At 62.1% G+C, this 25,356-nt stretch carries 21 protein-coding genes; 13 read left to right on the top strand and 8 right to left on the bottom strand.

All coding sequences use genetic code 11. The features are described from left to right. Nucleotides 1-100 precede the first annotated feature (100 nt). The 3 genes from A477_RS0115250 to A477_RS0115260 are packed head-to-tail and all read left to right on the top strand — an operon-like array spanning nt 101 to nt 3,184. A complete protein-coding gene (locus A477_RS0115250; RefSeq protein WP_026005662.1) occupies nt 101-1,099 on the top strand; it encodes a Gfo/Idh/MocA family oxidoreductase in 999 nt (332 codons plus the stop codon). 5 nt (nt 1,100-1,104) lie between these two features. Beyond that, nucleotides 1,105-2,157, top strand: coding sequence for a Gfo/Idh/MocA family protein (locus tag A477_RS0115255; RefSeq protein ID WP_044568956.1), 1,053 nt, complete (start codon nt 1,105-1,107; stop codon nt 2,155-2,157). After that, a complete protein-coding gene (locus tag A477_RS0115260; RefSeq protein ID WP_026005664.1) occupies nt 2,150-3,184 on the top strand; it encodes a Gfo/Idh/MocA family oxidoreductase in 1,035 nt (344 codons plus the stop codon). The genes A477_RS0115255 and A477_RS0115260 overlap by 8 nt, the downstream gene beginning before the upstream one ends. Nucleotides 3,185-3,255: 71 nt before the next feature. Here the strand turns inward: A477_RS0115260 and iolB are convergent, their stop codons facing one another. Further along, the gene (gene iolB, locus A477_RS0115265; protein WP_017199820.1) at nt 3,256-4,149 is read right to left on the bottom strand and encodes a 5-deoxy-glucuronate isomerase; all 894 of its coding nucleotides are present in this window, start codon (nt 4,147-4,149) and stop codon (nt 3,256-3,258) included. A gap of 46 nt (nt 4,150-4,195) precedes the next feature. Beyond that, nucleotides 4,196-4,936, bottom strand: a complete 741-nt coding sequence (locus tag A477_RS0115270) for a GntR family transcriptional regulator (protein ID WP_017199821.1) — start codon at nt 4,934-4,936, stop codon at nt 4,196-4,198. Nucleotides 4,937-5,103: 167 nt separating this feature from the next. On the opposite strand from A477_RS0115270, the gene A477_RS0115275 reads away from it, so the two are divergent. From A477_RS0115275 to A477_RS0115295, 5 genes are all read left to right on the top strand, one after another. After that, a complete protein-coding gene (locus tag A477_RS0115275; RefSeq protein ID WP_044568960.1) occupies nt 5,104-5,529 on the top strand; it encodes a ChaB family protein in 426 nt (141 codons plus the stop codon). Between the two features lie 150 nt (nt 5,530-5,679). Further along, a complete protein-coding gene (locus tag A477_RS0115280) occupies nt 5,680-6,702 on the top strand; it encodes a 3-oxoacyl-ACP synthase III (RefSeq protein WP_017199823.1) in 1,023 nt (340 codons plus the stop codon). Next, nucleotides 6,696-9,404: an alpha/beta fold hydrolase gene (locus tag A477_RS0115285; RefSeq protein ID WP_017199824.1), complete on the top strand. Its 2,709-nt coding sequence runs from the start codon at nt 6,696-6,698 to the stop codon at nt 9,402-9,404. The genes A477_RS0115280 and A477_RS0115285 overlap by 7 nt, the downstream gene beginning before the upstream one ends. Continuing rightward, nucleotides 9,401-10,381 carry an NAD-dependent epimerase/dehydratase family protein gene (locus A477_RS0115290; RefSeq protein ID WP_017199825.1) on the top strand — a complete coding sequence of 327 codons (981 nt, stop codon included), beginning with the start codon at nt 9,401-9,403 and terminating at the stop codon, nt 10,379-10,381. Before A477_RS0115285 ends, A477_RS0115290 begins: the two co-directional genes overlap by 4 nt. Nucleotides 10,382-10,518: 137 nt before the next feature. Continuing rightward, nucleotides 10,519-12,012, top strand: a complete 1,494-nt coding sequence (locus tag A477_RS0115295) for an APC family permease (RefSeq protein WP_017199826.1) — start codon at nt 10,519-10,521, stop codon at nt 12,010-12,012. 11 nt (nt 12,013-12,023) lie between these two features. Here the strand turns inward: A477_RS0115295 and A477_RS0115300 are convergent, their stop codons facing one another. Then, nucleotides 12,024-12,836 carry an MBL fold metallo-hydrolase gene (locus tag A477_RS0115300; RefSeq protein ID WP_017199827.1) on the bottom strand — a complete coding sequence of 271 codons (813 nt, stop codon included), beginning with the start codon at nt 12,834-12,836 and terminating at the stop codon, nt 12,024-12,026. A 119-nt stretch (nt 12,837-12,955) separates the two neighbouring features. Between A477_RS0115300 and A477_RS0115305 the strand changes: the two genes are divergently transcribed. Both A477_RS0115305 and A477_RS0115310 read left to right on the top strand, forming a co-directional pair. Beyond that, nucleotides 12,956-13,162: a hypervirulence associated TUDOR domain-containing protein gene (locus tag A477_RS0115305; RefSeq protein ID WP_026005665.1), complete on the top strand. Its 207-nt coding sequence runs from the start codon at nt 12,956-12,958 to the stop codon at nt 13,160-13,162. Between the two features lie 4 nt (nt 13,163-13,166). Then, the gene (locus A477_RS0115310; RefSeq protein ID WP_017199829.1) at nt 13,167-14,363 is read left to right on the top strand and encodes an NAD(P)/FAD-dependent oxidoreductase; all 1,197 of its coding nucleotides are present in this window, start codon (nt 13,167-13,169) and stop codon (nt 14,361-14,363) included. Between the two features lie 66 nt (nt 14,364-14,429). On the opposite strand, the gene A477_RS0115315 is transcribed toward A477_RS0115310, so the two are convergent. Next, the gene (locus A477_RS0115315) at nt 14,430-14,633 is read right to left on the bottom strand and encodes a cold-shock protein (RefSeq protein ID WP_014921815.1); all 204 of its coding nucleotides are present in this window, start codon (nt 14,631-14,633) and stop codon (nt 14,430-14,432) included. A gap of 211 nt (nt 14,634-14,844) precedes the next feature. Next, nucleotides 14,845-16,134, bottom strand: a complete 1,290-nt coding sequence (locus A477_RS0115320; protein WP_237715808.1) for a cation:proton antiporter — start codon at nt 16,132-16,134, stop codon at nt 14,845-14,847. 125 nt (nt 16,135-16,259) lie between these two features. On the opposite strand from A477_RS0115320, the gene A477_RS0115325 reads away from it, so the two are divergent. Further along, a complete protein-coding gene (locus tag A477_RS0115325) occupies nt 16,260-16,868 on the top strand; it encodes a dihydrofolate reductase family protein (RefSeq protein WP_017199830.1) in 609 nt (202 codons plus the stop codon). A gap of 25 nt (nt 16,869-16,893) precedes the next feature. On the opposite strand, the gene ligD is transcribed toward A477_RS0115325, so the two are convergent. Next, nucleotides 16,894-18,138, bottom strand: a complete 1,245-nt coding sequence (gene ligD / locus A477_RS0115330) for a non-homologous end-joining DNA ligase (protein ID WP_017199831.1) — start codon at nt 18,136-18,138, stop codon at nt 16,894-16,896. A 102-nt stretch (nt 18,139-18,240) separates the two neighbouring features. Here ligD and A477_RS0115335 point away from each other — a divergent pair, with 102 nt between their 5' ends. Beyond that, nucleotides 18,241-19,989, top strand: coding sequence for a pyruvate dehydrogenase (locus A477_RS0115335; protein WP_017199832.1), 1,749 nt, complete (start codon nt 18,241-18,243; stop codon nt 19,987-19,989). A 1-nt stretch (nt 19,990) separates the two neighbouring features. Here the strand turns inward: A477_RS0115335 and uvrA are convergent, their stop codons facing one another. Next, nucleotides 19,991-22,525 (bottom strand): excinuclease ABC subunit UvrA, encoded by a 2,535-nt coding sequence (gene uvrA / locus A477_RS0115340; protein WP_017199833.1) that lies wholly within the window; start codon nt 22,523-22,525, stop codon nt 19,991-19,993. Between the two features lie 158 nt (nt 22,526-22,683). Here uvrA and A477_RS0115345 point away from each other — a divergent pair, with 158 nt between their 5' ends. Further along, on the top strand, nt 22,684-24,222 hold the full coding sequence (locus A477_RS0115345) for a hypothetical protein (protein WP_157367103.1): 1,539 nt from the start codon (nt 22,684-22,686) through the stop codon (nt 24,220-24,222). Here A477_RS0115345 and A477_RS0115350 read toward each other — a convergent pair. Continuing rightward, on the bottom strand, nt 24,219-25,356 hold a 1,138-nt coding region (locus A477_RS0115350), incomplete at its 5' end, for a M20 family metallo-hydrolase (protein ID WP_026005667.1). The two genes, A477_RS0115345 and A477_RS0115350, sit on opposite strands and share 4 nt — an antisense overlap.

Here is a 25,356-nt window from a genome sequence, read left to right on the forward strand (position 1 = left end):
AAAAGGCTCGGGCGGGGTGCTTCCGGTCTCCCCGGAACACCCCGCCACGCTGTGCGCGCCATCGGTAGTCGGAACACGCATCGCAAAAGAAGGGAACACCATGTCGATCCGGGTAGGTGTGATTGGCGCCGGAATCATGGGCGCGGACCACATCAGGAACCTTTCCACCACCATCGGCGGCGCCGAAGTCACCTTTGTAGCAGACCTCGACGTCGACCGTGCCGCCGCGGCGGCACCGTCCACCGCGCGTATTACCTCAGACCCATCGGAGCTGATCAATTCCAGCGAGGTGGACGCCGTCGTCGTTGCTTCGCACGATTCCACGCACGCCGGCCTGGTGCTTGAATGCTTTGAAGCAATGACCCCTGTGCTTTGCGAAAAGCCGCTGGCACCAACACTTCTTGAAAGTCTGGAAGTAGTTGCGGCTGACGCCGACATCGTGGCCGCAACGGGCGCTTCGCTGCTCTCGCTTGGCTTCATGCGACGCTTCGATCCGGGTTATGTGGCTCTGCGGGAATCCGTGCGCGGAAGAAGGCAGGGCGAACCCCTTATGGTTCACTGCGTCAGCAGGAACGGCTCAGCAGCGCCAGGAACAACCGCAGAATCGGCCATCACCAACTCAGCCATCCACGAGTTGGACATCGTTCCATGGCTTCTGGATTCTCCTATTACGGAGGTTTCATGGCAGGCCGGAAAGAGCACCCGCCGTGCCGAACCCGGGCTGAAGGATCCATCCTTCATGACACTCCGCACGGCGGACGGGACGCTGACAACGCTGGAGCTATACCTCAACGCCCAGTATGGCTACACCACGCGCTGCGAGGTGGTCTCAGAATTGGGTACCACTTGCCTTCAGGAATCGTCCCTGCTGGGCATCGAACAGGACGGCGCAAGGCAGGGAGTGATCCCGGCCGATTGGCGGCCCCGCTTCGCCGACGCGTACCGGCTTCAGCTGCAGGCCTGGATTTCTGCACTCGCTGGCGGAGAGCCGACTCCCCTTGCCGGTGCACAGGACGGACTCAACGCCTCCCTCGTTGCACAAGCGATGATCCAGTCGCTGCATAGCGATGGGACGTCTACGAAAGTCAGCTACTCGTGACGCCAATGAGGCTCCCGCACTCCCGTGTGCCGGAATCCCGCGATGCTCCGAGTCTGCGCTGGGGCATCATGGGCCCCGGATGGATCGCCGAACGGTTCACCGAATCCATCCAGGCACACACCGGACAGGTGATCGCCGCCGTCGGATCCCGTTCCCTGAACCGGTCCAAGGCGTTTGCGGAGGCATTCGACATTCCGGCCGCCTATGGCAGTTATGAGGAACTGGCGGCAGCCCCGGACGTAGACATTGTCTACGTGTGTACGCCGCATACCGGCCACCATGCGGCTGCGGTCCTGGCCATCGACGCCGGCAAGCACGTCCTCATCGAAAAGCCCATCGGACTCGACGCAGCCCAGGCACGGGACATCGCCACGCGTGCCGAGGCTGCAGGTGTCTTCGCCGCGGAAGCCATGTGGACCTTCTTCCTGCCAAAATTCGATGTGATCCGGCAGATACTCGATGCCGGAACGCTGGGCACCATCACCACGGTGGTGGCGGAGTACGGTGAGCACTTTGATCCTTCGCATCGAATCTTTGATCCGGATCTGGCCGGTGGTCCGCTGCTTGACCTGGGCACGTACCCCTTGGCCCTGGTGACAGAGGTGTTGGGCAGTCCGCGCTATCTGCGGGCAGTCGGCCAGCCCCACGAGTCGGGGGTTAACGCCCAGTTGTCCGCCATCATGCAGTTCGACGGCGGTGCACAGGCTGTCGTGAACACCCACGTCCATAACTTCACGCCCACCGCAGCCACCATTGTTGGCTCAAAGGCCACCTTGGTAATCGACGGTCCCTTCAACATGCCCGGCGCATTCGAGATCAGGTTTCCCGACGGTTCCCGACTACGCCACGATGAACCAGCAGGCGGACACTTCGAAGGCCTTCACTATGAGGCCGCGGCAGTGGCCAGGGCCATTGCCGCCGGCAGCACGCAATCCAGCGAACGGACGCTGGCGGCCTCCATCCGCACCCTGGCAGTCGCCGATGAGATTCGACGCCAACTGGGCGTGGTCTTCCCGGTACCAGTCACCCCTCTACCTTCAAAGGAAAATCATGAGTGATGTCATTCTTGGCTTGGTTGGCGTAGGACGCATCGGCGTCATGCATGCCAACAACATCGTCGCCCTCAAGGAAACTCTGGGTCGCAGGGGCGTCAATATCCGCCTGAAGTTGACCGATGTAGCTACGGAGCATGCCCGTTCCGTCGCTGTTGGATTGGGTGCAGAGTTTGTGCCTTCGGTGACGGAACTTCTCGACTCCGGTGTGAATGGCTTGATTATTGCTACGGGAACGGCAACCCATCCGGAATTGATCCGCGCCGGAGTGGATGCCGGCGTTCCGGTGTTCTGCGAAAAGCCCGTGGCCATGAACGTCTCCGACGCGCTGCCTGTGCTGGACTACATCAGGGAGAACAACGGCGTGGTGCACATCGGCCACCAGCGACGCTTCGATGCAGGCTATCTTGAGGCCAAGCGAGCGTATCAGGCCGGGGAGTTGGGGTGGATCCATTCCCTGCGCGCAGTTACCTGCGATATGACGCCGCCCCCGGTGGAGTTCCTGGCGACATCCGGGGGGCTGTTCCGGGACTGCTCAGTCCATGACTTCGACATCCTTCGGTGGCTGACGGGCCGCGAAATCGTGGAGGTTTATGCCAAGGGTTCCAACAATGGAGACCCAGCCATCGGGAACGTGGGTGACGTGGATACGGCTTTGGCCCTCATCACTTTCGACGACGGCACGGTGGCCACGGTTTCCGCCAGCCGCTACAACGGGGCCGGCCACGATGTGCGGTTGGAGATACAGGGGTCCACCAGTTCGGTCATGGTGGGCCTGGATGAGAAGACAGCATTGAGGTCGGCTGAGGCTGAGGTCGCTTTCCCTGGTGGGGAACCGCATCAGACCTTCGCCGAGCGTTTCGACCAGGCATACCGCTCCGAGATGGTTGCCTTTGTGGAGTTGGTGATGGGGGAGCGCGAGAATCCCTGCAGCCCGGAGGACGCGGTAGCAGCCTCCCGTGTGGCAGATGCGGCCCAGGAATCGTTGGCAACCGGTACGCCCGTGCGGGTTGCCCTCAAAGTATCCAGCTGACGCTTCTGCCGAAAGTGCCCCTTTCTTTGACTCTGTTGGATTCGAAGAAAGGGGCACTTTCATGCTTGAAACTAGACGCCGAACGGCAGCCGCGAGTCGATGTCCTGGCCTTCCCAGCTCTGCCGTACCCAACCATGGTGGGGGTCGTCGCTGATCAGCCATTCGCGAACGGGCCCCGGGCCCGCCATGACGTTCAGGTAGTACATGTCGTAGCCCGGTGCTGCCATTGCGGGGCCGTGCCAACCATAGGGGACCAGGACTACGTCGCCGGTCCGAACTTCTGCGGAAACGTCGATGGGACGCTCGTCCGAGGCGTAGACCCGCTGGTAGCCGATTGCGTCGGCATCCGCCGGTGCGCCTGAGCCGACGGCTACCTGTGTCTCGAAGTAATAGATCTCTTCAAGGTGGGTTTCGCCGTCCTTTTCCTCATCGTGCTTGTGCGGGGGATAGGAGGACCAGTTCCCGGCGGGGGTAAGGACCTCACACACGATAAAGCGGTCGGCCTCGAGTGCTGCCGGGGTGCCGAAGTTGTGTACCTGCCGCGAACAGTTACCGGCGCCCCGGAATTCCACGGGCGTCTCGGCAGCAGTGACGAGGCGGGTCGGGTAGGCGGTCTGCGCAGGGGCGGTTGCGATGGCCACACGCCCGCCGTCTGCCGAGCTGATGCTGACGGATTTTCCGGTACCGGAGTACAGGACGTCGCTGGGTCCATGAAACACGGAGGCCCGGCCCGCAAGGGCATGATCGACGCCGTCGACGGTGACGGTGAAGGCGCCGCTGAGGGGAACCACGATGCGTTCCTCACCAACAGCAGGAAGCTCGACGGCGGCGCCCGCCGGAATGGTGGCGACCTTGAGGCCCGTGTGTTCCCAGCCATCAATGGCAATGGGGGAATCAGAGGTGCCGAGCGAAATGTCCCACACGCCGTCGGCGGCGGAACCCAACGGGTAAACCCAATTCGTCATGGATGGGGAGTCCTTTGTGTTAGCTGTAACAGTTGTTTTGGCCTCATCAGCGCTGTACGAGCGTCATTTCAAAGCTGTAGGAATCGGCGCGGTAAACGTGGTGGCCGGTCTCCACGTGGCGGCCGGTGTCGTCCACAGCCGTGCGTTCCATGGTGACCAAGGCGGAATTCACTTCGGTCTCAAGGAGGGGTGCCTGGTAGTCATTTGCGATCATGGCGCCGATACGTTGAGTGGCCAGGCGGAAGTTGACGCCGCCACGGCGCAGGATTGAGTAGAGTCCCTCAGCCGCGAGCATGGCTTCGTCCATGGTGGCGATGTCGTCCCGTACCCAGTTCTCCATCAAAGCCAGGGGTTTGCCCCCAACTTTACGAAGACGCGTGAAGTGGTAGACCTTGGAGCCGGCGGGCAGCTCCAGCGCCGCGAGGGTGGCGGCGTCGGCTTCCTCGTGGGAGAAGCTGAGCACTGTGGTGGTGGGCTTCTTGCCGTTGTTGGTGAGATCGTCAAAAAGGCTGGAAAGTTCCAGGGGTCGACGGACCTGGCTGGATACCACTTGGGTACCTACGCCGCGTTTGCGAACCAGGAGGCCGGAGCGAACCAACTCGTCCATGGCCTTACGCATGGTCGGCCTGGACAGGTTGAGCTGGGCTGCGAGGTCGATTTCGTTCTCAAGGCGACTGCCGGGCTCCAACACTCCGCTGTGGATGGCGGCCTCGATACCCTGTACAACTTGGTGGTAGAGAGGCACGGGAGAAGAGCGGTCGATGTTAAGACCAAGTTTTGTAACCACTGGATACCCCGGGTTTCAGGCTCAACCTCTTGCCTCCGGGTGGATGCTCAAGGCATGTAGCCATTTGTTCGCTTGATAGGACATAGTTTATCCCTCGATGGTAGCAGCCAACTTTCGATGGTCAAATGGTTTGTGTCAGTGCACAGGACGTCGGGAGGATGGGTGCAATGCCAAAGACCGGAAAAAACGATCACGCCCGCAAGGACGAGTTGCCGTCCACCTTGCAGCGCTCGGACCAGAAGGCCCAGGACACTTTTGCCAAGACCTACGACTCCGCAATGGATTCCTATGACAATGATCCGGGTCGGGCGGCCCGCACGGCTTTCGCGGCTCTGAAGCACAGTTACGAAAAGGTGGGCGACCACTGGGAACCCAAGGAGGAACGCGGACCTTCCGATGCCCGCGCGGAGGAGGGCATGGACTCAGCCAAGCCCACGGCCGGGGGTGTGGACGCCAATGCCTCCAAAGAACACCTCTACCGGCGCGCACGGGAGTTGGATATCAAGGGCCGCTCAAAAATGGACAAGAATGAGCTGGTGGAAGCACTGCAGAAGGCCAACGACGCCGCAACGCGAAAGGCCCGGGAAGGCTAGCCCCTCATCATTCCGCCTGGTCTTGAGTCGGTACGACATGCGCCAAATATGCAGGAACCGGTTCACACCGGCATAGTTAACGTCTTGGGGTTGCACTTTATGGGTACAGTCACCGCATGAAGGCAGGACAGAAACGAACAGGGGCTTAACTTGGCAGGGAATGCGACCTTCCGGCACAGCAACACCGCGCTGCTCTCGGTGAGCAGTGTCGAGGCTCCGAGGATAGTGAGCTCCACGGATTTCGACCGGAGATTGGCTTCGACCCTGCAGCGGCTGAAGTTTCCACCGCGATTGCTCGAGCGCGTTGCCGGCATCACGCACCGCCGCTGGTGGGCCGCCGGAACATCGTTCGATGACGCTGCGGTGGAGGCGGGCGCAAAAGCCTTGGCTGAAGCCGGCGTCGAGGCCTCGGAAATCGGCTTGCTGATCAACACTTCGGTTACCAGGCGCAACCTTGAGCCGTCCGTGGCGGTCAAGATCCACCACGAACTCGGCCTGCCGTCGTCGGCCATGAACTTCGACTTGGCCAACGCCTGCCTAGGATTCGTGAACGGCTTGATCCTGGCGGCCAACATGATCGATTCGGGCCAGATCCGGTATGCGGTCATCGTCAACGGAGAGGACGCGCAGGGCACCCAGGAGGCCACGCTGGCGCGACTCCAGAGGCCCGAGACCACGCGCGAAGACTTTAACCGGGAGTTTGCCACGTTGACCCTTGGGTCCGGGGCTGCCGCGGCCGTGCTGGGCCCGGTGGACGAGCACCCGGGAGCGCATCGGCTTGTGGGCGGCGTCATGCGTGCCGGCACGGAACACCACGAATTGTGCGTTGGAGGCATCGATGGCATGTCCACCGACACCAAGGGCTTGCTCGACGGCGGCCTGCAGCTTGTGGTGGACGCTTGGCATGAAGCCCAGCCTGAATGGGACTGGGCCAGCATGGACCGCTATGTCACACACCAAGTCAGTAACGCCTACACCCAGGCGATCATCGATGCCATCGACCTGGACCCGGACAAGGTCCCCATTACGTTCCCACACTGGGGCAATGTGGGGCCCGCATCACTCCCCATGACGCTCGCGGACCAGGCTCAGTCATTGACGTCGGGTGACCGGGTCCTGTGCATGGGTGTGGGTTCGGGGCTGAACGCAGGAATGGTGGAAATCGTTTGGTAGCCGCCAACTGGCCCGGAGTGGACCCGGAGTGGTCGCGGACGATCCGGGTTGCGTCCACGTCGGAGGTGGACGCTCGGGGCTCTGTTCGCCGCTGGCATTTACTGGATAACGGTGCCCAGCTCTCGCGCCGTGGCCTGGCGCCGATAGGGACTTTGCTGTGCGTGCATGGCAATCCCACCTGGTCCTATTTATGGCGGACGCTGCTGAACGCGGGATCAGACACCGCCCATCCATGGCGGGTTGTTGCCGTGGACCAGCTGGACATGGGTTATTCAGAGCGTACCGGCACATTCCGCCGCTTGGCTGACAGGATCAATGACCTCGGTGATCTCACAGATGCGCTCGGCTTGGAGGGGCCGGTTGTTACGGTGGGCCATGACTGGGGTGGCGTGATCAGCTCAGGCTGGGCACTGGAGCACCCAGAGCTCGTCACGGGTGTGGTGCTGACCAACACTGCCGTCCATCAACCCTCCGAGTCGCCAATCCCGCCAGCCCTTCGGCTGGCCTTGCACCCCGCGGTGCACCGGTGGGGCACCACGACGTCGGACGCCTTCCTGCGCGTGACGCACTCGCTGGCAAACCCGCCGCTGCCGGCCGACGTCGGAAGGGCTTTCATGGCTCCCTACCGCGGAGCCGGACGCCGGGCAGGGGTGGGGAATTTTGTTGCGGATATCCCCGCAGATGCGGACCATCCCAGCTTCCCGGCGCTGACCCGCGTAGCGGAAGGCCTGCGCGGCCTTAAGGTTCCGGTCCTGATGCTCTGGGGTCCCAAGGATCCGATATTTTCCGATCGGTACCTCAAAGACCTTATCGGCCGGCTTCCGCATGCTGACGTCCATCGCTTCGAAGGAGCCGGACACCTCTTGCCGGAGGACCGGGACATTGCCAAGCCGGTCTTTGACTGGCTTGCTGTGCAAGGTGCCGCAACCAGTGGCGACGATTCCCAAGTGGCCGCTGCAACGGTCAGCGCTGAGTCGGTCAAGGATGCGGCCGAAGAGAAGAATCCAGCGTTCATCCCACTGTGGGGATTGCTCGGCGAGTTGGCTGCTGGTCCGGCAAACGAAGACATTGCTGTTGCCGAAATGTCGCCTGATGGCAGCGTGAGCCGTTCGCTCACCTGGCAACAGCTGGACCGGAACATCCTTGACCTGTCCGATGGCCTGCGGGAAATCGGTGTAGGGCCCGGTAGCCGGGTGAGCCTCATGGTCCCGCCCGGCACCGAGCTCACGGTGGCCCTCTACGCCTGCCTGAAGTTGGGTGCGGTAGTAGTGGTGGCCGACGCCGGACTGGGAACCAAAGGCATGAGCCGCGCCGTGAAGGGCGCTACCGCGGACTTCCTCATAGGCATCGACAAAGCACTCGCGGCAGCCTCGGTGCTCGGCTGGCCGGGGCGGCGCATCAGCGTGCAGGACCTCCCCGCCACCCGCCGTCGAATCCTGGGGGTTGAAACCTCGCTCGCGGCCTTGGGGCGGCGTGGAGCAACAGGCGGCGCCGGGCGCGGCGGCGAGGTGCCAAGGACGAATGTGGACCCGGCTGCCCCCGCCGCTGTCCTGTTCACCTCCGGCTCCACTGGCCCCGCTAAGGGCGTGCTGTACACCCACGGGCAGCTGGCCGCGATGCGGGATACGGTTGCCGCCACGTTCGGGATCCGTTCCGGTGCCCGCCTTGTAGCGGGCTTCGCCCCCTTTGCTTTGCTGGGTCCGGCGCTCGGAGCGGTTTCGGTGACCCCGGCCATGGACGTTACTGCGCCCCGCACCTTGACTGCCCGGGCACTGGCAGACGCTGTCGCCGCCATCGACGCTACCGTGGTCTTCGCCTCGCCCGCAGCGTTGCGTAATGTCACTACTACCCGGGATGACCTGAGCGGGACAGGCCGCATTGCGCTTCAAAACATTGAGCTACTCCTGTCCGCAGGCGCTCCCGTCCCTGAGCGGCTTTTGGCACAGGTGCAGCAGTTGATGCCCCAAGCGTCCCTGCATACTCCCTACGGGATGACGGAAGCGCTTCCGGTCACGGACATCAGCCTGGAAGAAATTCAAGCCGCGGAAGCCGACGCGGCCGCCGGGACCGTGATCGGAGCCGGGAACGGGGTTTGCGTAGGAAAGCCCGTTTACGGAGCCTGCCTGGCTGTTGTTCCGTTGGCAGCGGATGGAACCGCAACCGGATCGAACCTTGTGACCGAGGCGGGGGTCACCGGCGAGATTCTGGTCAGCGCGCCGCATGTCAAGGAAGCCTATGACAGGCTCTGGCTGACCCAACGGGAAAGTGCCAGCGTGGCCGGATGGCACCGAACGGGCGACGTGGGACACTTCGACGCCGTTGGCCGGCTCTGGGTGGAGGGACGCCTTGCCCATGTTGTGACGGCACCCGGGACTGTGGTGACGCCGGTCGGGGCAGAACAATCCATCGAACGCCTGGACGACGTACGGGTGGCTGCCATCGCCGGGGTAGGGCCGTCGGGAACCCAGGCGGTGGTAGCAGTGGTGGAGACCGCGCCGCCTGTCCCGAAAGCCGGCCCCGCCGCGCCGCAACTCGCGGGGCGTGTCCGACGAGCTGCCTCCGAAGCCGGGGTCGCTGTCAGTGCCGTGCTGGTGGTCCCCGCGCAGCCAACCGACATCCGGCACAACGCCAAGATCGACAGGAGCCGTCTGGCCCACTGGGCTTCACAGGTGCTGGCTGGCGGACGACCAGGGAAGCCATGAGGGTCCTCGTTACCGGTGCCAGCGGGCTCCTAGGAGGGGAAGTTGCACGGCAACTACTCCGCCAAGACCATGCCGTCGCAACCTTTCAGCGCCGCCCGTCGGGGGTGGACGGCGCGGAGGACTTCTGCGGCTCCATTGACGATGGTGCGGCTCTCCGCAACGCAATCGACGGGGCGGAAGGAATCATCCACCTCGCAGCCAAAGTGTCCATCACGGGGCGCGCAGCCGAGTTTAAGGCAGTGAATGTGGAGGGAACCCGCCGGTTGCTCCAAGAGGCCCGGACGGCGGGGGTGCAGGACGTCGTGTATGTCTCATCACCGTCGGTAGCCCATTCTGGCGCAGCCATCGTGGGATCGGGGGCGGAGCAGGCCGACCCACACCACGCGCGCGGCGACTATGCCCGCACCAAGGCCGAGGCGGAATTGCTGGCCCTCGCAGCGGATCGGCCGGACTTCCGGGTGGCAGCAGTGCGCCCCCACATTGTGTGGGGCCCGGGCGACACCCAGTTGGTGGAACGCGTCCTGGCTCGCGCCAGTCACAGTCGTCTGCCATTGCTCGACGCCGGCGCTGCCCTGATCGATACGACTTACGTGGACAACGCCGCGTCCGCGATCGTTGCTGCCCTCCACCGCATGGAGCACGTCCATGGCAAGGCCGTGGTGGTGAGCAATGGTGAGCCCCGGCCGATCGGCGAGCTGCTGGCCGGAATTTGCTCAGCAGGTGGCGTGGCCCCGCCGTCGTGGTCTGTGCCGGGCGGTGCTGCAAGGGCAATCGGAGCTGTGGTGGAAAAACTCTGGACCTTGGCGGGGCGCAAAGAGGAACCGCCGATGACCAGGTTCCTCGCCGAACAGCTATCCACCGCCCATTGGTTCGACCAGCGAGTGACCCGCGAGCTCCTTGACTGGGCACCTGCTGTCTCGATTGATGAAGGACTGGCCAAGCTGGCCGAGCACTACGGTTCGAGTATCCGGCCATAGGGGAAGCAGGCCGACTGCGGTAGAGCGGTTTTGCTTTTTCACCGGATCAGTGTTGCCAAACCCTAACCGCAGGATCAAAGTGAGATAAATCAGATCACTTACATGGTCCGTGGACCGTGTACGGGCCGGGGGTGGACATGAGCACCACGTCAGACAACGCCTTGGAAGCAACGCCTGAAGGCGAGGAACCGCAGCTAAAACGCGTGCTGGGACCCAAACTTCTCCTCCTCTTTATTGTCGGCGACATTCTTGGGGCCGGGGTCTATGCGGTTACCGGGACCATGGCAGGAACAGTTGGTGGCATCGTCTGGTTGCCCTTCCTGCTCGCCTTTGTCGTCGCCACCCTCACCGCGTTTTCCTACCTTGAGCTGGTGACGCAATACCCTCAGGCAGCAGGCGCTGCGCTGTACACGCATAAGGCCTTCGGGATCCATTTCGTCACGTTCCTTGTGGCGTTCGCTGTTGTTTGCTCCGGCATTACCAGCGCGTCGACATCAGCCAATGTCCTTGCCCAGAACTTTTTTGGCGGCTTGGAGGTCAACGGCTGGATGGATGTGCCGGACCGTGGCGTGATCACCGCAGTGGCACTGGGCTTCATGCTGCTGCTTGCGTTGATCAACCTGCGCGGCGTGGGGGAAAGCGTTAAGTTCAACGTCATACTTACCGCCGTTGAAGTGCTGGCACTATGCGTGGTGATCGGGGTTGGCTTCTTCGTGATGGCCCAGGGAACCGGCAATGTCCAGGAGATCTTCGTTTTTACCGACTATCAGGACAAAGGGCTGTTCCTTGCGGTCACCGCTGCGACGTCCATTGCCTTTTTTGCCATGGTCGGCTTCGAGGACTCGGTGAACATGGTTGAGGAGACCAGGAACCCGGAGCGGATTTTCCCCCGCACCATGTTGACTGGCCTCGGCATCGCAGTGGTCCTCTATATGCTGGTGGCTGTGTCCGTGGTGAGTGTGCTGACCCCGGCAGAGCTGGGGGAGATTAGGGAAGCTGAAGGAGCGGCGCTCCTGGAAGTGGTGCACAAGGGATCACCGGATTTCCCCATCGACAAGATCTTTCCTTTCCTCGCCGTCTTCGCAGTGGCCAACACGGCGTTGATCAACATGTTGATGGCCAGCCGGCTGATTTATGGCATGGCACGCCAGCACGTTCTGCCCCGCTCCTTGGGAAGAGTCTTGCCGGGTCGTCGTTCGCCGTGGGCTGGAATCGCGTTCTCCACCGTCCTTGCCATGGGGCTGATTTGGTACGTCAGCATCGACCCCTCAAGCAACATCGTGGCTAATCTTTCCGGGACCACGGCGTTCCTGCTGCTGTGCGTGTTCACCCTGGTAAACGTCGCCTGCGTCGTTCTTCGCCGAAAGCGGGATCCGCACCGGAAGGTGTTTTTCACTTCCCCGGGACAACTGCCGCTGGTGGCAGCCGTACTGTGTGCCTTCCTCGCTGGTCCGTGGGTGGGCAGGAACCCCATCCAGTACCAAGTGGCTGGGGGTCTCATGGCCATCGGCGTGGTGCTGTGGTTCATTACCTGGCTGATCACCAGGAAGACCAACACCGGAGGGGGAGAACCAGCCCGCGCACAGACGGATTCGGGAAGCGAAGGACGACAGCAGCCACCGAAGGAATGACCCGGACGAGATCAGGTCAGATGGTCAAAGTCTCCCCGCGTCCATGCTGCGTGCCGTTGAGCCGAGTCGAGCAGGACGTCTTTCGCTCCGGAGGCGATGACGTTGTTGAAGTTGCCGTAGATGCGGTCGAACGTCAGCATTTCGAGTTGAGCTGCGATACGTAGCGCCACTGCGCCGGAGAGTGGTAATCGATTGGGATAGCTGCGCATGAATGCGACTGTGCGACGATCGGGATTGGGAAACACCGTGTCACCGGTCAGCAGTACGCCTTTGCCGCGGGCTCCTGCTGCCCAGTGCGCCACCGCACTGCCTGGGAAATGCCCACCCGCCTGATGCAGTACCAATCCATCGGTGATTGTTGTGCTGCCGGACCAGTAGGTAACGCTTGGATCGCTGCGGCCGAGCCATTCGCGGTCGGCCTCGGCAACCAGGACCGGGACGTTGCCAAGACGGCGCGACCATTCCACCTGCACGCCGAACATGTGCGGATGGCTGGCGGCAATAGCCGCGACCGGTCCGTGTTCGAGGACCGATGCTACAGCGTTGTCATCGACGTAACCCACGGGATCCCACAGCAGCGAGCCCCTGGGCGTCACCACGAGCTGGGCAGTCTGTCCGATACCGGCTTTGGGCTTAGTGCTGACTGCTATGAGTCCGGGTTCATTTTGCTCCAGCACGATCTTCCGCCCAGTACCGGCAAGTTCGTCCAGACTGAGCCATTGCTGTCCGTCCTCGGGAACGTATTGCCGTTCGTCGGCGCAGATGGGACAAACGTCCGGCGTAGGCTCGTCGCGTTCAACGGCGCAGGTCGCGCAGATCAGCATCTTTGATCCTTCCTCGGCATTTTGTATCCGGCTGTCCCGCCAGGTATCGGGAGATGATCATCATGCTTACTATTGTGGGGCAGTCGAAGTCGGAGAGGGATACCACACTAGGAGCGGACATGGCACTGAGCAAGGGAACACGCGTGGAGTGGAACACCCCGCAGGGCAAGACCCACGGAAAGATCGTGGAAAAGAAGACCAGTGACTTTGTGTTGGACGGCAACAAGCATGTGGCCAGTGAGGACGAGCCGCAGTATGTGGTGGAGTCGGAAAAAACCGGTGCCAGGGCAGCGCACAAAGGCTCCGCCTTGACTGAAAAGAGCTAGTCGAATGGCACCGCAACACGAGGTAGTCATCATCGGCGGAGGCAACGCAGGTGTGTCATTGGCTGCGCGCTTGAAGCGATATGGCGTCAAGGACATCGCCCTCATCGAGCCCAAGGAGCATCATCTGTACCAGCCGTTGTTCTCGCATATCGCCGGTGGTCGGGCCCAGGTTAAAGAAGCAGTCCGGAGCCAGGAGTCAGTGATGCCCAAGGGCGTCGCATGGATCAAGGACAGGGCGGTAAACGTGGACGCGGAGGCTAACTCGGTGACGCTGGAATCCGGTTCCGCGGTGACCTACGGACACCTTGTGATGTGTCCGGGGCTGCAGTACAACTGGGACGCGGTGCCGGGGTTGGCTGAGGCAGTGCATTCACCTTACGGCGCCTCTCACTACGAGTTTGAGCTTGCGCCGAAACTCTGGACCCTCTTGAGCACCATGCAATCGGGCACCGTCATCTTCACCATGCCATCGGGGCCTGTTAAATGCGGCGGAGCCAGCCAGAAACCGATGTACTTGGCCTGTGACTACTGGAGGGATCAAGGCGTCCTGGAGAACATCCGGGTGGTCATGGTCCAGCCTTACCCCACAGTTTTCGGAGTTCCCGAGGTAGACCGGGAGCTTGACCGCAAAATAGCCGAGTACGGGATCGAACTGAGGACAAACAGCGAATTAGTGGCGGTGAATCCCGCCGCACGCACGGCCACTATCCGAAACAATGCGGACCACACGTCGGAGGACTTGCCCTACGATGTCCTCAACGCCGTGCCGCCCCAGTCTGCGCCGGAATGGCTCAAAACCACGAACCTGCCAGCGGAAGGGGACCCGCACGGTTTTGTCGAGGTGGACACGGAGACGTTGCGCCACCCAAGGTACCCCAACGTCTGGTCACTGGGCGACGCTGCAGGAACCACCAACTCCAAAGCCGGCGGGGCGCTGCGCAAGCAGACCAAGGTTCTGGCGAAAAACTTGTTGTCGGCCCGCAAAGGCGAAACGCTCAGCCAGAAGTACAACGGATACTCCGTATGTCCGTTCACTGTTTCGCGGAGCACCGTGGTATTCGCCGAGTTCGATCCCGAATACCGGCCCATGCCAACCATCCCAAAGGTTCCCACCTGGAAGGAAAGCCGGCTTTCCTGGTGGGTGGACCGCGATATGTTCCCGCAGGTTTACTGGCACCTGATCCTCAAAGGCCGCGCGTAGGACGCAAGAGACCGGTCCGGCCAATAGGCCGGACCGGTCTCTGCTGGTGAATCTGGTGTTGCGAACCTAGGCGGGCTGGATGTTCTCCGCCTGTGGACCTTTGGGACCCTGCGTGATGTCGAATTGGACCTTCTGGTTCTCCTCCAGCGAGCGGTAACCGCTCGACGTAATCGCTGAGTAGTGAGCAAACACGTCAGGGCCTCCATCGTCCGGGGCGATGAATCCGAAACCCTTTTCAGCGTTAAACCACTTAACTGTTCCTGTTGCCATGCCTTTATTTCCTTCACCCGGTCGCTGGTCGGTCCCGCTGGTCGGTTTGCCGTCCCTGCCACTCACGATATGAGCCTATGGGCCGGTTCCGCTTGGGGCAACACATTTGCGCAGACGCGTAGGCGCCGGTGGGAAGAACGTCCGACGGCGGGAGGCCGCCGTCGTTGGCTTGTTGCCTTTGCCGGGGCTGCTTCAGGGCAGCCGGGGTGCGTCACGCTTTGGGTGGAAGCAATGTACGGTCCGCTGTCTCCGTGCGGCCTAAGGCACGAAGCGCCAGCAGCGGAAACAGGAGTACCGAGAGCATCCCTGCGCCTACGAGGGCCGAGGAAACCCCACTGCTGATGAACCCATGCTCCCGGCCAATGGTTGTCACGGCAACGATGATTGGCAAAGCTGTGGCCCCGAACAGCATGAGGGCCCGTTTATCCGCTCGGGTGGACCCAAGAGGCGCAGCGAGCAATGACGGCAGGCCGCGGATGATCAGCAAAAGAGCCAGGAACAGGGGGACCATGGCCAAGGTCAGGGGACTGGAGGTCAGGGCGCGCAGATCGAAGTCAATGCCGGTATCGATGAAGAAGATGGGGACCAGGAAGCCAAAGGCGACAGCGTCGATTTTTGTCTCAATGACTTTCCTGTCTCCTTCAGGAGCGCGCGCAATGGTGACTTTCCAGAGGACCCCGGCGGCGAAAGCGCCAAGCAGCATGTCGAGTCCCAGGACCATGCTGAGCACTACCAGCGCGCTGAGAATCAACAAGATGGAACGCATGGCGAATTGGCTGCTGGTATGCAGTGTGGCGGTGACTTGGGCGTGGAACAACGTGTGCCGTGCCTGGGAAGCAAGGTAAATCGCCACACCAGTCAGGAGAACGAAGCCGAGAAGGACTCCCGATGCCACGCCGAGCTGTTTGCCACTGAAGAACAACGAGATGGCAATGAGCGGACCAAACTCGCCCGCCGCACCCAAGGCAGTTACCGCAACACCAATCGGCGACTTGGCGGCGCCGGCGTCCCGAAGGATGGGCAGCAGCGCGCCTAAAGCCGTGGAGCACAAGGCAACGCCGATAATCACGGCTGCCTCCGGTGAGGGGCCCAGGACGAAACCCGCCCCAATGCCTGCGGCCAAGGAAATAACCCAGCCCGCAGACGCGCGGTAGATGGGTCGGCCTCGGATTGCCGTGAAATCGATCTCGTTGCCGGCCACGAAGAACAACATGGCCAGTCCGAAGTCGGCCAGCGTATCGGTGAATGCGGTGGACTGCACCCATCCCAGGAGGCTGGGGCCGAACAGGATGCCAAGAACAATTTCAAACACAACGATTGGCACTTTGACCCAACGGTCAAGGAGTCGGGTGGCAAGCGGTGCCACGACAGCCAGGACCGCGATGAGGACCAGTGACGTGGACAAGCCTTGCATCGGCAGTGCCTCCGGTACCTCGGCTGCTACAGGGAAAAGTACTCCAAAGCTACCGCCACCACTCTCGCTGCGCCAGAAGTCCCGCACCGAAAGTCCTGGCCCTCGAGCCACCTGATCCGGGTTCCCTGAGCAGCCGCGAAGCAGCATACTGATTCGAGGAAGGCGCCGCAGCACCCCGGCATCCGGCCGGGGACCATGATAAGGAGTGCACCGTGGGAATCCTCACCGCTAACCTGTTCGTTACGCTTGACGGTGTCTACCAGGCACCGGGAGGCCCGGAAGAAGACAGAGACGGTGGCTTTGAATTCGGAGGCTGGCAGGGCGCATATTTTGACGACGAGACAGGCGAAGCCATCGGAGCGGGGATTGACCGCATGGACGCCTTGCTGCTTGGTCGAAAAACCTACGACATCTTCGCGGGGTTCTGGCCTCGTCAGAAGGACCACATCGGCGAGACCTTCAATGCCTTGCCAAAGTTTGTTGTCTCACGAACCTTGACCCGGCCGGAATGGGAAGGCACCACTGCTCTTGCGGAGGTTTCGGAGTTGGCTGAAGTGAAGGAGCGTTTCGAGGATATCCACATGTTCGGCAGCGGACACCTTATTCGCTCGCTGCTGGAGGCGGACCTTCTCGATCGACTGAACCTTTTCCTTTACCCGCTCACCTTCGGCTCGGGAAAGCGGTTGTTTACCGATGGCTCGGGATTCCCGGCGGCATTCCGTTTTGCGCAACCTCCGCGAGCCTTCCCGAAGGGAGCGGTGTTGCTCTCCTACGAGCGTGCCGGTGTGCCGGTTACGGGCATCACCATCGGCCAGGACTAGCCGCGCCTTCAGGATTTGTGCAGCATCAGGAAGCTGGCCGTCCGGGCCATTCCTTGCCCGCCCACGGGTCATAGTCCGCGATGAGCTCTTCTTGGTGCGGTCGCCTGTCTTCAGGGATGTGCTGGAGGTTTACCCGCACCCGATACCAAAGGGAACTCGATCCCCGCATCCCGTCGACAAGGACGTCGGCAGGGTGCAGCAAGGAAACAACGTCAGCGTGCCGGGCCTTCCACTCATCGAGTGCTGCCTCGGCCTCCGGCTTGGTCTTGGTGCGGGCCACCTCTATGAGGGGCATCGTTGACACCCGGCGGCCCGATCCGTCGCCGCTCCTGGGCGCCTTCTCGGCTGGACCAAGCTCGGCAGCCAGGGAAAGAAGCCCATCCAGCGAGCCGGCCGCGTCGTCGATTCCCGCATGGGGGTCGCCCAGCTGCGAGAAACGATCGGGTACGGAGCGGACTGTGAACTGCTCCGGACGGGCGGAGCGCACCTCCTCCCACGTGAGCGGTGTAGAGACGCGGGCATCAGGCCGGGAACGGACAGAGTAGGCCGAAGCTACGGTGCGGTCCTTGGCGTTCTGGTTGAAGTCAACGAATACGCTCTCCCCACGCTCCTCCTTCCACCATTTGGCAGTTGCCAGCCCCGGAGCACGGTTTTCCACTTCACGGGCAAGGGTCTCTGCGGCCAGCCGCACATCGCGGTAAGACCACTGCGGTGCTATTCGGACCAGGATGTGAAGCCCCCGTGAGCCGCTTGTCTTTGGCCACCCCACCAACCCGACATCATCCAGGACATCCTGCGCAACGTAGGCGGTGTCCACAATCCGGGACCAGTCGACGCCGGGCATAGGATCCAAATCCACGCGCAGTTCATCCGGGTGGTCAAGATCCTCCGCGCGCACAGGGTGCGGGTTGAGGTCCAAGCATCCGAGATTCACCACCCACGCCAAACCGGCAGCATCGCGGATGACCGTCTCCTCGGCGGAGGTGCCGGATGAGTAGTGGAGAGTTGCCGTGTGAATGAAGTCAGGATGGTTTTCAGGGACGCGTTTCTGGAAGAACGGTTCAGCGTCGATACCCTTGGGAAAGCGCTTGAGCACCATCGGACGGCCGCCTGCGCCTCGCAGCGCTCCCTCTGCCACTGCGAGGTAGTACTTCACCAGATCGAGCTTCGTCAGCCCGGGCTCGGGAAACACCACCTTGTCCGGGTTGGAGATGCGGACCTCGTTGCCGGCAATGTCGAGGATCTCGGCCGGGGACTTCGACGGGTTCATGCGGCCACGCTAGCAACCAACAGCCCTCCCAGCCAGAGCTGGGCCGGGCCGACTATATTGGCCCTGTCAGCCCAACACCACCATTGAGGGAGCCTGCACGCTATGGCCAAAGAACTTGCCACCCAACTCATCGAACAACTCCAGGCTGCCGGCGTGCAGCGGATCTACGGAATCGTTGGCGACAGCCTTAATCCAATCGTGGACGCCGTCCGGCAAACTGGAGGCTCCACGAAGGGCGGCATCGACTGGATCCATGTTCGCCATGAGGAAGCGGCCGCATTTGCTGCCGCTGCAGAGGCCCAGTTGACGGGAAAATTGGCTGTCTGCGCGGGGTCATGCGGACCCGGAAATCTGCACCTGATCAATGGGCTGTACGACGCCAACCGCACCGGAGCCCCGGTGCTTGCCATCGCGTCGCACATCCCCAGCAAGCAGATTGGCAGTGGTTTCTTCCAGGAAACGCATCCGGACCGGCTCTTCAACGAGTGCTCCGTGTATTCGGAGATGATCAGCACGGCCGAGCAAGCACCGCGGGTCATGCACAGCGCCATCCAGAACGCTGTTGGCCTTGGGGGAGTTGCGGTTGTTACCCTTCCGGGCGACATCGCCGGTCTTGAAGCTACGGCACCAACCCCATTGCCGGCCACCTTCCGTCCGGCGGCCGTGGTGCCGGATCCAGCCAGTGTCCGGGAGCTGGCTGACGCCATAAACGAGGCCGGTAAGGTGGCTATTTTCGCCGGTGCCGGCGTCGAAGGGTCGCACGATGAACTGATTGCCCTGGCAGAACTGGTCAATGCACCAATCGGCCACTCCCTGCGGGGCAAGGATTTCGTTCAGTACGACAACCCTTTCGATATAGGAATGACCGGGCTGCTCGGCTATGGAGCGGCGGCCGAAGGCATTGAAGATGCGGATCTGCTGATCCTGCTCGGCACCGATTTTCCCTACGACCAGTTCCTGCCGGATACCCGCACGGCCCAGGTTGACCGGGCCGCCCAACGGCTGGGGCGACGGACCGACGTCGACATCGCAGTCCATGGCGATGTCCGTCCAACCTTGACGGCGTTGCTGCCCTTGGTGACGCCGAAGAAGAGCCGACGCTTCCTTGACCAAATGCTGAAGAAGCATGACCGCCTGATGAACAAAGCGGTGGGCGCCTATACGCGCAAAGTAGAGAAGAAGCAGCCCATACACCCCGAGTTTGCGGCTTCGCTGCTTGACCAGGTCGCAGCGGAAGACGCCATCTTCACAGCCGATACCGGCATGTGCAACGTCTGGACTGCGCGTTACATCAACCCGCTGGGCACCCGTCGGCTGATCGGTTCCTTCCTCCATGGATCCATGGCCAACGCCCTTCCACACGCCATAGGTGCGCAGTTGGCTTATCCCGGGCGGCAGGTGGTTTCCGTGTCGGGCGACGGCGGCCTATCCATGTTGATGGGTGAACTCATCACGGTCGCCGCACACAAGCTACCCGTGAATGTGGTGGTGTTCAACAACTCCACGCTGGGCATGGTCAAGCTCGAAATGTTGGTGGACGGGCTACCCGACTTCGGAGTGGACGTGCCGGACGCCAATTACTCTGCCGTGGCCAAAGCCTTGGGTTTCCACTCCGTGCGCGTCACGGATCCGGCGGACATCGAGGCAGCGTACCGGGCGGCATTTGCGCACCCCGGGCCGTCCTTGGTGGAACTCATCACCGACCCCAACGCCCTCTCCATTCCACCGAAGATTTCGGGCTCACAGGTCCTTGGATTCGCTACGGCCATGTCCAAAGTGGTCTTGAACCGTGGTGCGGGGGAAGCTGTCAGCATGGCGCGAAGCAACCTGCGCAACATTCCCCGGCGTTAGCCTACGGCCGGCTGGCGGCAGCGAGGTAGGGCGCTGTCCGGCTTGTTCGGGAACCCGCGACGACGGCTGGCGGGCCTGCCACCATGATCTCGCCGCCGGCGTCGCCACCGCCGGGACCCAAGTCGATCACCCAGTCAGCGCCTGCCACGACATCCATCTCGTGTTCCACCACGATGACCGTGTTGCCGGCATCGACAAGCTTGTGCAACTGGGCCATCAGGAGTTCGACGTCGGCGGGGTGCAAGCCGGTGGTGGGCTCGTCCAGCAGATACAAGGTGTGGCCGCGTTGGATGCGCTGCAGTTCGGTGGCGAGTTTGATGCGCTGTGCTTCGCCGCCGGAAAGCTCCGTGGCCGGCTGGCCCAAACGAAGGTACCCCAAGCCCACGTCGTGAAGGGTTTGGAGGCTGCGGGCAACGCCGGGAATGTCAGACAGGAATTCGGAGGCTGCGTTCACGGTCATGCCCAGGACGTCGGCAATATTCCGTCCACGGTAGGTGACTTCCAGGGTTTCGGGATTGAACCGCGAACCGTGGCATTCGGGGCAGGGTCCGTAACTCCCGGGGAGGAACAGTAGTTCCACCGCCACAAACCCTTCTCCCTGGCAGGTTTCGCAACGGCCCCCGGCCACGTTGAACGAGAAACGGCCAGCCCCGAAGCCACGGGAACGGGCTGCATCAGTGGCTGCGAACTCTTTCCGGACTCCGTCGAAGAGCCCGGTGTAGGTGGCCAGGTTGGAGCGAGGCGTCCGCCCGATGGGCTTCTGGTCCACTTTGACGAGCCGGTCGAGCTGGTGCAGCCCGGCTACCAGGCCCACGGTGTTCACCTCGTGCGGAGCGTCTGCTTCGGGGTGCAGCTCGGCACCGACCACCTCGGCGAGAACATGGCTGACCAAAGTGGACTTACCCGAGCCGGACACGCCGGTTACCGCTGTCAGCACGCCGAGTGGGAACTCAGCATCCACGTCGCGAAGGTTGTGCCTGTTGATGTTCTGAAGCCTGAGCCACTCTTTCGGCGGGCGGATCTCTTTCGGCGGACGAGGCTCTTTCGAAGGACCCGGGTTGCGGCTATCAGGAAACAGGAATGGCCGCGTGATGGAATCCTGCACATCAGCAAGTCCGGCCACGGGACCGCTGTAGAGGACCTGTCCACCGCCATCGCCGGCCCGCGGTCCGACATCGACCAGCCAATCGGCTGCCCTGACGAAATCCATGTTGTGCTCCACCACGAACACAGAGTTGCCTGAGCTCTTGAGTTGGTCCAGCACTGCGAGGAGCGGCTCGGCATCGGCTGGGTGGAGTCCTGCTGATGGTTCATCAAGCACGTAGATGACGCCGAAAAGCCCGGAACGCAGCTGTGTGGCGATCCTGAGGCGCTGCATCTCGCCGGGAGAGAGCGTCGGTGTCGAACGACCCAGTGCGAGGTATCCCAGGCCCAGATCCAAAAGTACCGTGACCCGGCTTAGCAGGTCGCGGGTGATAGCGACGGCTACCTTATTGGTTTCACCGGAGGTCTCAGTGCGTGAGGCTGTGCCGGCTGCCGTCAATTCCGTGGTGGGGCGGATGATGTTGGCCAAGTCGGTCATCGGCAGCGCATTGAGCTCCGCGATGGTCTTGCCGGCGAACGTGACGGCAAGTGCTTCCGGCCGGAGCCCGCTGCCGCCACACTGCGGGCAGCGCCCGGTTTCCATGAAGCGCAGCACCCTGTCGCGCATGGTGGAGCTTTTCGAATCGGCCAGAGTGTGGAGTACGTAGCTTTTGGCGCTCCAGAACCGGCCCTTGTAGGGCTTGGCGACCCGGTCCCGTTGAGGTGTCACTTCCACAACGGGCTGCTCTTCGGTGAAGAGAATCCAATCGCGGTCCTTCTTCGGTAGCTTCCGCCATGGCGTGTCGACGTCGTAACCAAGATGTGTGAGGATGTCGCGGAGATTCTTACCTTGCCAAGCGCCGGGCCACGCAGCGATGGCGCCGTCCCGGATGCTGAGGGACGGGTCGGGAACCAGGGAATCTTCCGTGACCGTGTGGGCGACTCCCAGTCCGTGGCACTCAGGGCAAGCACCGGCAGAAGTGTTGGGGGAGAAGGCGTCGGAATCCAATTGCCCGGCCCCCTTCGGATAGCTCCCGGCTCGGGAGAAGAGCATTCGCAGGGAATTGGACAGCGTGGTCAGTGTGCCAACGCTGGAACGGGCGGTTGCCGTGCCCCGGCGCTGTTGGAGGGCGACGGCGGGTGGCAGCCCTGTGATCGCTTCCACCTTGGGATTGTGGCCCTGTTGGATGAGGCGCCGCGCGTAGGGGGCCACGGATTCGAAATAACGGCGCTGGGCTTCGGCAAAGATGGTGCCGAACGCCAGGGACGATTTTCCGGAGCCCGAGACTCCAGTGAACGCGACGATTGCGTCGCGGGGTACGTCCACATCCACATTACGGAGGTTATTCTCGCGGGCTCCGCGGACCCTGACGTACCCGTCCTCAGCGTCGGCAAACTGTGCTGCCCCTTGGGGGGAAGCTGGGCGCGGGGCTATTGTCAGTTTGCTGTCCATTGAAACGACTCTATAGGGCGCCAGTAACCCAGGCGATTCGCTGCGGCCATGTCGGGAACTTGCCCAGCGGTCCCATAACCTTTTGTCCGGGACGTTAGCGCTGCTTTGAAAGCTTCACTGTGAATCTTTCGCTTGATTGTCTCGTTGGGGGAAGACTCGTGATCGGAAAAATAGTGTCCGCCTGGTTCCTTGCGGCGATTTTGGCGGCGTCGCTGCTGGTGTTCGCGGCACCCGCGGAGGCAGGCCAGCAGGTGTACAACCCATGTCAACGCCTCAGTGCCGGGCAGGTGAAGTTCCCTTCATACGCGGCCAATCGCGTCACGTTCGCCACCGCGACAGACAACTCACAGTCGGCTGTTGTCATCACGGGGTGTGTACGGGCGGGGAGCGGGTACACGCAGGAGTGGCAAACCACTGGGTTCGCCGGCTCCAAGGGGTTCTCGGCGCAGAACCGGGCATGGGAAGACACTTGGAAGTCTCCCACCGGAAGCTTTAGTTTCACGGAGGCCTTGGGCCGGTCCAATCCGGGGACCGCTTTGAAGTACTACACGGTGAATCCCAATTCCCGCTGGGGAGGTGAACATGGACCCACCTATAACCAGTACTTCGAGGGGCTGGGCGGCGAATCGGACGAGAACCTTTGGACATATATGAACCAAGGTTTCTATGAGCAGGCCGCGGTGATCAACTGGAACCGATACCCGGACATGCCAACTGTCCAAGGGGCTTCCTATGCGATTTTCTTCCACGCCGGAAACGTCCCGAGCGCTGGCTGCATTTCAACGCACTTGGGGACCGTAACCCAACTCCTGAAGACCAACCGGCCCGGTGACCGCATCATCATGGGCGCCGTGGACGACGTCTTTACTCCCTACAGCAGTTCACCGTTCGGGGCTATCACCAACAAGTACGCCGCAATCGGTGGGCCCGCTTACGCCGGTGATCCCATCAGCAACGAAATGTATGGCCTCAAAAATGGTGGAGCCGGCCAAGCTTTCCAACATGGCTCCATCTATCACTCGCCACTGTCCGGTACCTTCTTCAGCACAGGAGTAATACGGGGCAAGTGGGGTTCAACAGGATTTGAAAATGGATTCCTCGGTTACCCGGCGTCCGATGAGGTACGGATGACCCGGGGAGCCTTGGGCCAGGCATATCAGAATGGATCCATCTACTGGGGCGGCAGCACAGGCGTGCACATTAGTATGGGCGCCATTCGCACTGCATGGGGTTCCACCGGATACGAAAGAGGCTACCTCGGCTACCCAACCACGGACGAGATATCCGGCATGGCCAAGGGCGGCATCGGTCAAGCATACGAAGGTGGCTCCATCTACTTCACGCCCGCAACCGGAGCGCACGTCAGTACTGGCTTGATCCGGAGCAAATGGGCATACCTCGGCTATGAGGCGGGCATCCTGGGGTACCCGGTCACGGACGAGATCCGGGGCATGGTGAATGGTGGCGTCGGACAGGCGTACGAAAACGGGTCCATCTACTACTCGCCTGCCAGCGGCGCACACCTCAGCATGGGTGCGGTGAGGAACCTCTGGGGCCAGCACGGATTCGAGAAGGGCCAACTCGGATACCCAACCTCTGATGAGTACGTTTCAGCGGGCACCATAGTGCAGGACTACCAGGGAGGTAGCATCCGCTGGTTCGGTTCCAGTGGCAAGGTCAGCTTCAGATCCAGCTAGCCCATGCCGCCCTGGAGCAGCCGACGCGTCACCTCTGCCAGCAGCTCGACACCACGCAGTGCATCCTCGTCCGTGGTGTACTCGGCCTCATTGTGCGATATTCCTTCCACGCTGGGAACGAACAGCATGACGGTTGGGACCACGTCCTTCATGTTGGTCGAATCGTGCCCGGCTACGGTCATGATGTTCGTGTGCGTGAAGCCCAGGCGTTCAGCGCTGGCGATGCCTAGGGCAACACCTTCTGGCTGGTACGCCACCAAGCCCCACTGATGTGTCAACTCCATGCGAATGTCCGTACGGGATCGGTCACTGGCTTCGCCTGCCCATTTCCCCAGAAGATCCACCGCCCGGGCAAGTACGTCTTCATCCGGGGACCGAAGGTCAAGGTTCATGGTGACTTGCCTGGCTATGGTGACGAGGGAATTGGGAAGCACATACAGTTCGGACACCGAGGTGTGCAACAGTCCCGGATCAAACTCCGCTGCCAGTTCCCGCGCGGCAGCGATGAGCAGGGCCGCACCGTAGAGGGCGTCCCGGCGATCCTCCATGCGTGTGGCGCCGGTGTGTGATTGGGCACCATCGATCGTTACCCGGAACTTGCTGGCAGCCCAGGTGCGGTCCACCACCCCCACCTGTGTGCCGCTCTCTTCAAGGTTCCTGCCCTGTTCAATGTGAATTTCAGCGTAGCGGGCAACGTTGGCGAGGGTCGGGGCAGTGCCGTCCGGGAGGAGGTGCCCACCGGTCAACGCCTTCGCCACGGTGGTTCCGCTGTGATCAGTAGTGGCCAATGCGTCCTCGAGCGCAAGTTTCCCGGTGAAGACCGAGCTCCCCATCATGCTTGGCGCGAAACGGCTGCCTTCCTCGTTGAACCAATTGACAACAGCAAGGTTGTAGTGGGGGTCCACCTTCCCGGCTCGGGCTTCCGCCGCCACGATGCTGCCGGCCGTGGCCGCTGCGAGCACCCCGTACGCGCCGTCGTACCTGCCAGCCAACGGCTGGGAATCGAGGTGGGAGCCAAGCAAAACATAAGGAGCTCCCGGAACCAGCTCGATGGTACCGAATTGGTTACCGGCATCATCCACCGTCTCCGTGTACCCTCGCCGGGTCAGCCACTGCCCGAACCAGCGGCGGGGG

The organism is Arthrobacter sp. M2012083 (assembly GCF_000281065.1).
GTDB lineage: Bacteria > Actinomycetota > Actinomycetes > Actinomycetales > Micrococcaceae > Arthrobacter.

Excerpts from the sequence above, each read along its gene's own strand:
- A477_RS0115310 (WP_017199829.1), top strand. The coding sequence starts at position 13,167 with ATGGCACCGCAACACGAGGTAGTCATCATCGGCGGAGGCAACGCAGGT.
- A477_RS0115295 (WP_017199826.1), top strand. The coding sequence starts at position 10,519 with ATGAGCACCACGTCAGACAACGCCTTGGAAGCAACGCCTGAAGGCGAG.
- uvrA (WP_017199833.1), bottom strand. The coding sequence starts at position 22,525 with ATGGACAGCAAACTGACAATAGCCCCGCGCCCAGCTTCCCCCCAAGGG.
- ligD (WP_017199831.1), bottom strand. The coding sequence starts at position 18,138 with ATGAACCCGTCGAAGTCCCCGGCCGAGATCCTCGACATTGCCGGCAAC.
- A477_RS0115315 (WP_014921815.1), bottom strand. The coding sequence starts at position 14,633 with ATGGCAACAGGAACAGTTAAGTGGTTTAACGCTGAAAAGGGTTTCGGA.
- A477_RS0115305 (WP_026005665.1), top strand. The coding sequence starts at position 12,956 with ATGGCACTGAGCAAGGGAACACGCGTGGAGTGGAACACCCCGCAGGGC.
- A477_RS0115290 (WP_017199825.1), top strand. The coding sequence starts at position 9,401 with ATGAGGGTCCTCGTTACCGGTGCCAGCGGGCTCCTAGGAGGGGAAGTT.
- A477_RS0115335 (WP_017199832.1), top strand. The coding sequence starts at position 18,241 with ATGGCCAAAGAACTTGCCACCCAACTCATCGAACAACTCCAGGCTGCC.
- A477_RS0115275 (WP_044568960.1), top strand. The coding sequence starts at position 5,104 with ATGCCAAAGACCGGAAAAAACGATCACGCCCGCAAGGACGAGTTGCCG.
- A477_RS0115250 (WP_026005662.1), top strand. The coding sequence starts at position 101 with ATGTCGATCCGGGTAGGTGTGATTGGCGCCGGAATCATGGGCGCGGAC.
- A477_RS0115255 (WP_044568956.1), top strand. The coding sequence starts at position 1,105 with ATGAGGCTCCCGCACTCCCGTGTGCCGGAATCCCGCGATGCTCCGAGT.
- A477_RS0115260 (WP_026005664.1), top strand. The coding sequence starts at position 2,150 with ATGAGTGATGTCATTCTTGGCTTGGTTGGCGTAGGACGCATCGGCGTC.
- A477_RS0115300 (WP_017199827.1), bottom strand. The coding sequence starts at position 12,836 with ATGCTGATCTGCGCGACCTGCGCCGTTGAACGCGACGAGCCTACGCCG.
- iolB (WP_017199820.1), bottom strand. The coding sequence starts at position 4,149 with ATGACGAATTGGGTTTACCCGTTGGGTTCCGCCGCCGACGGCGTGTGG.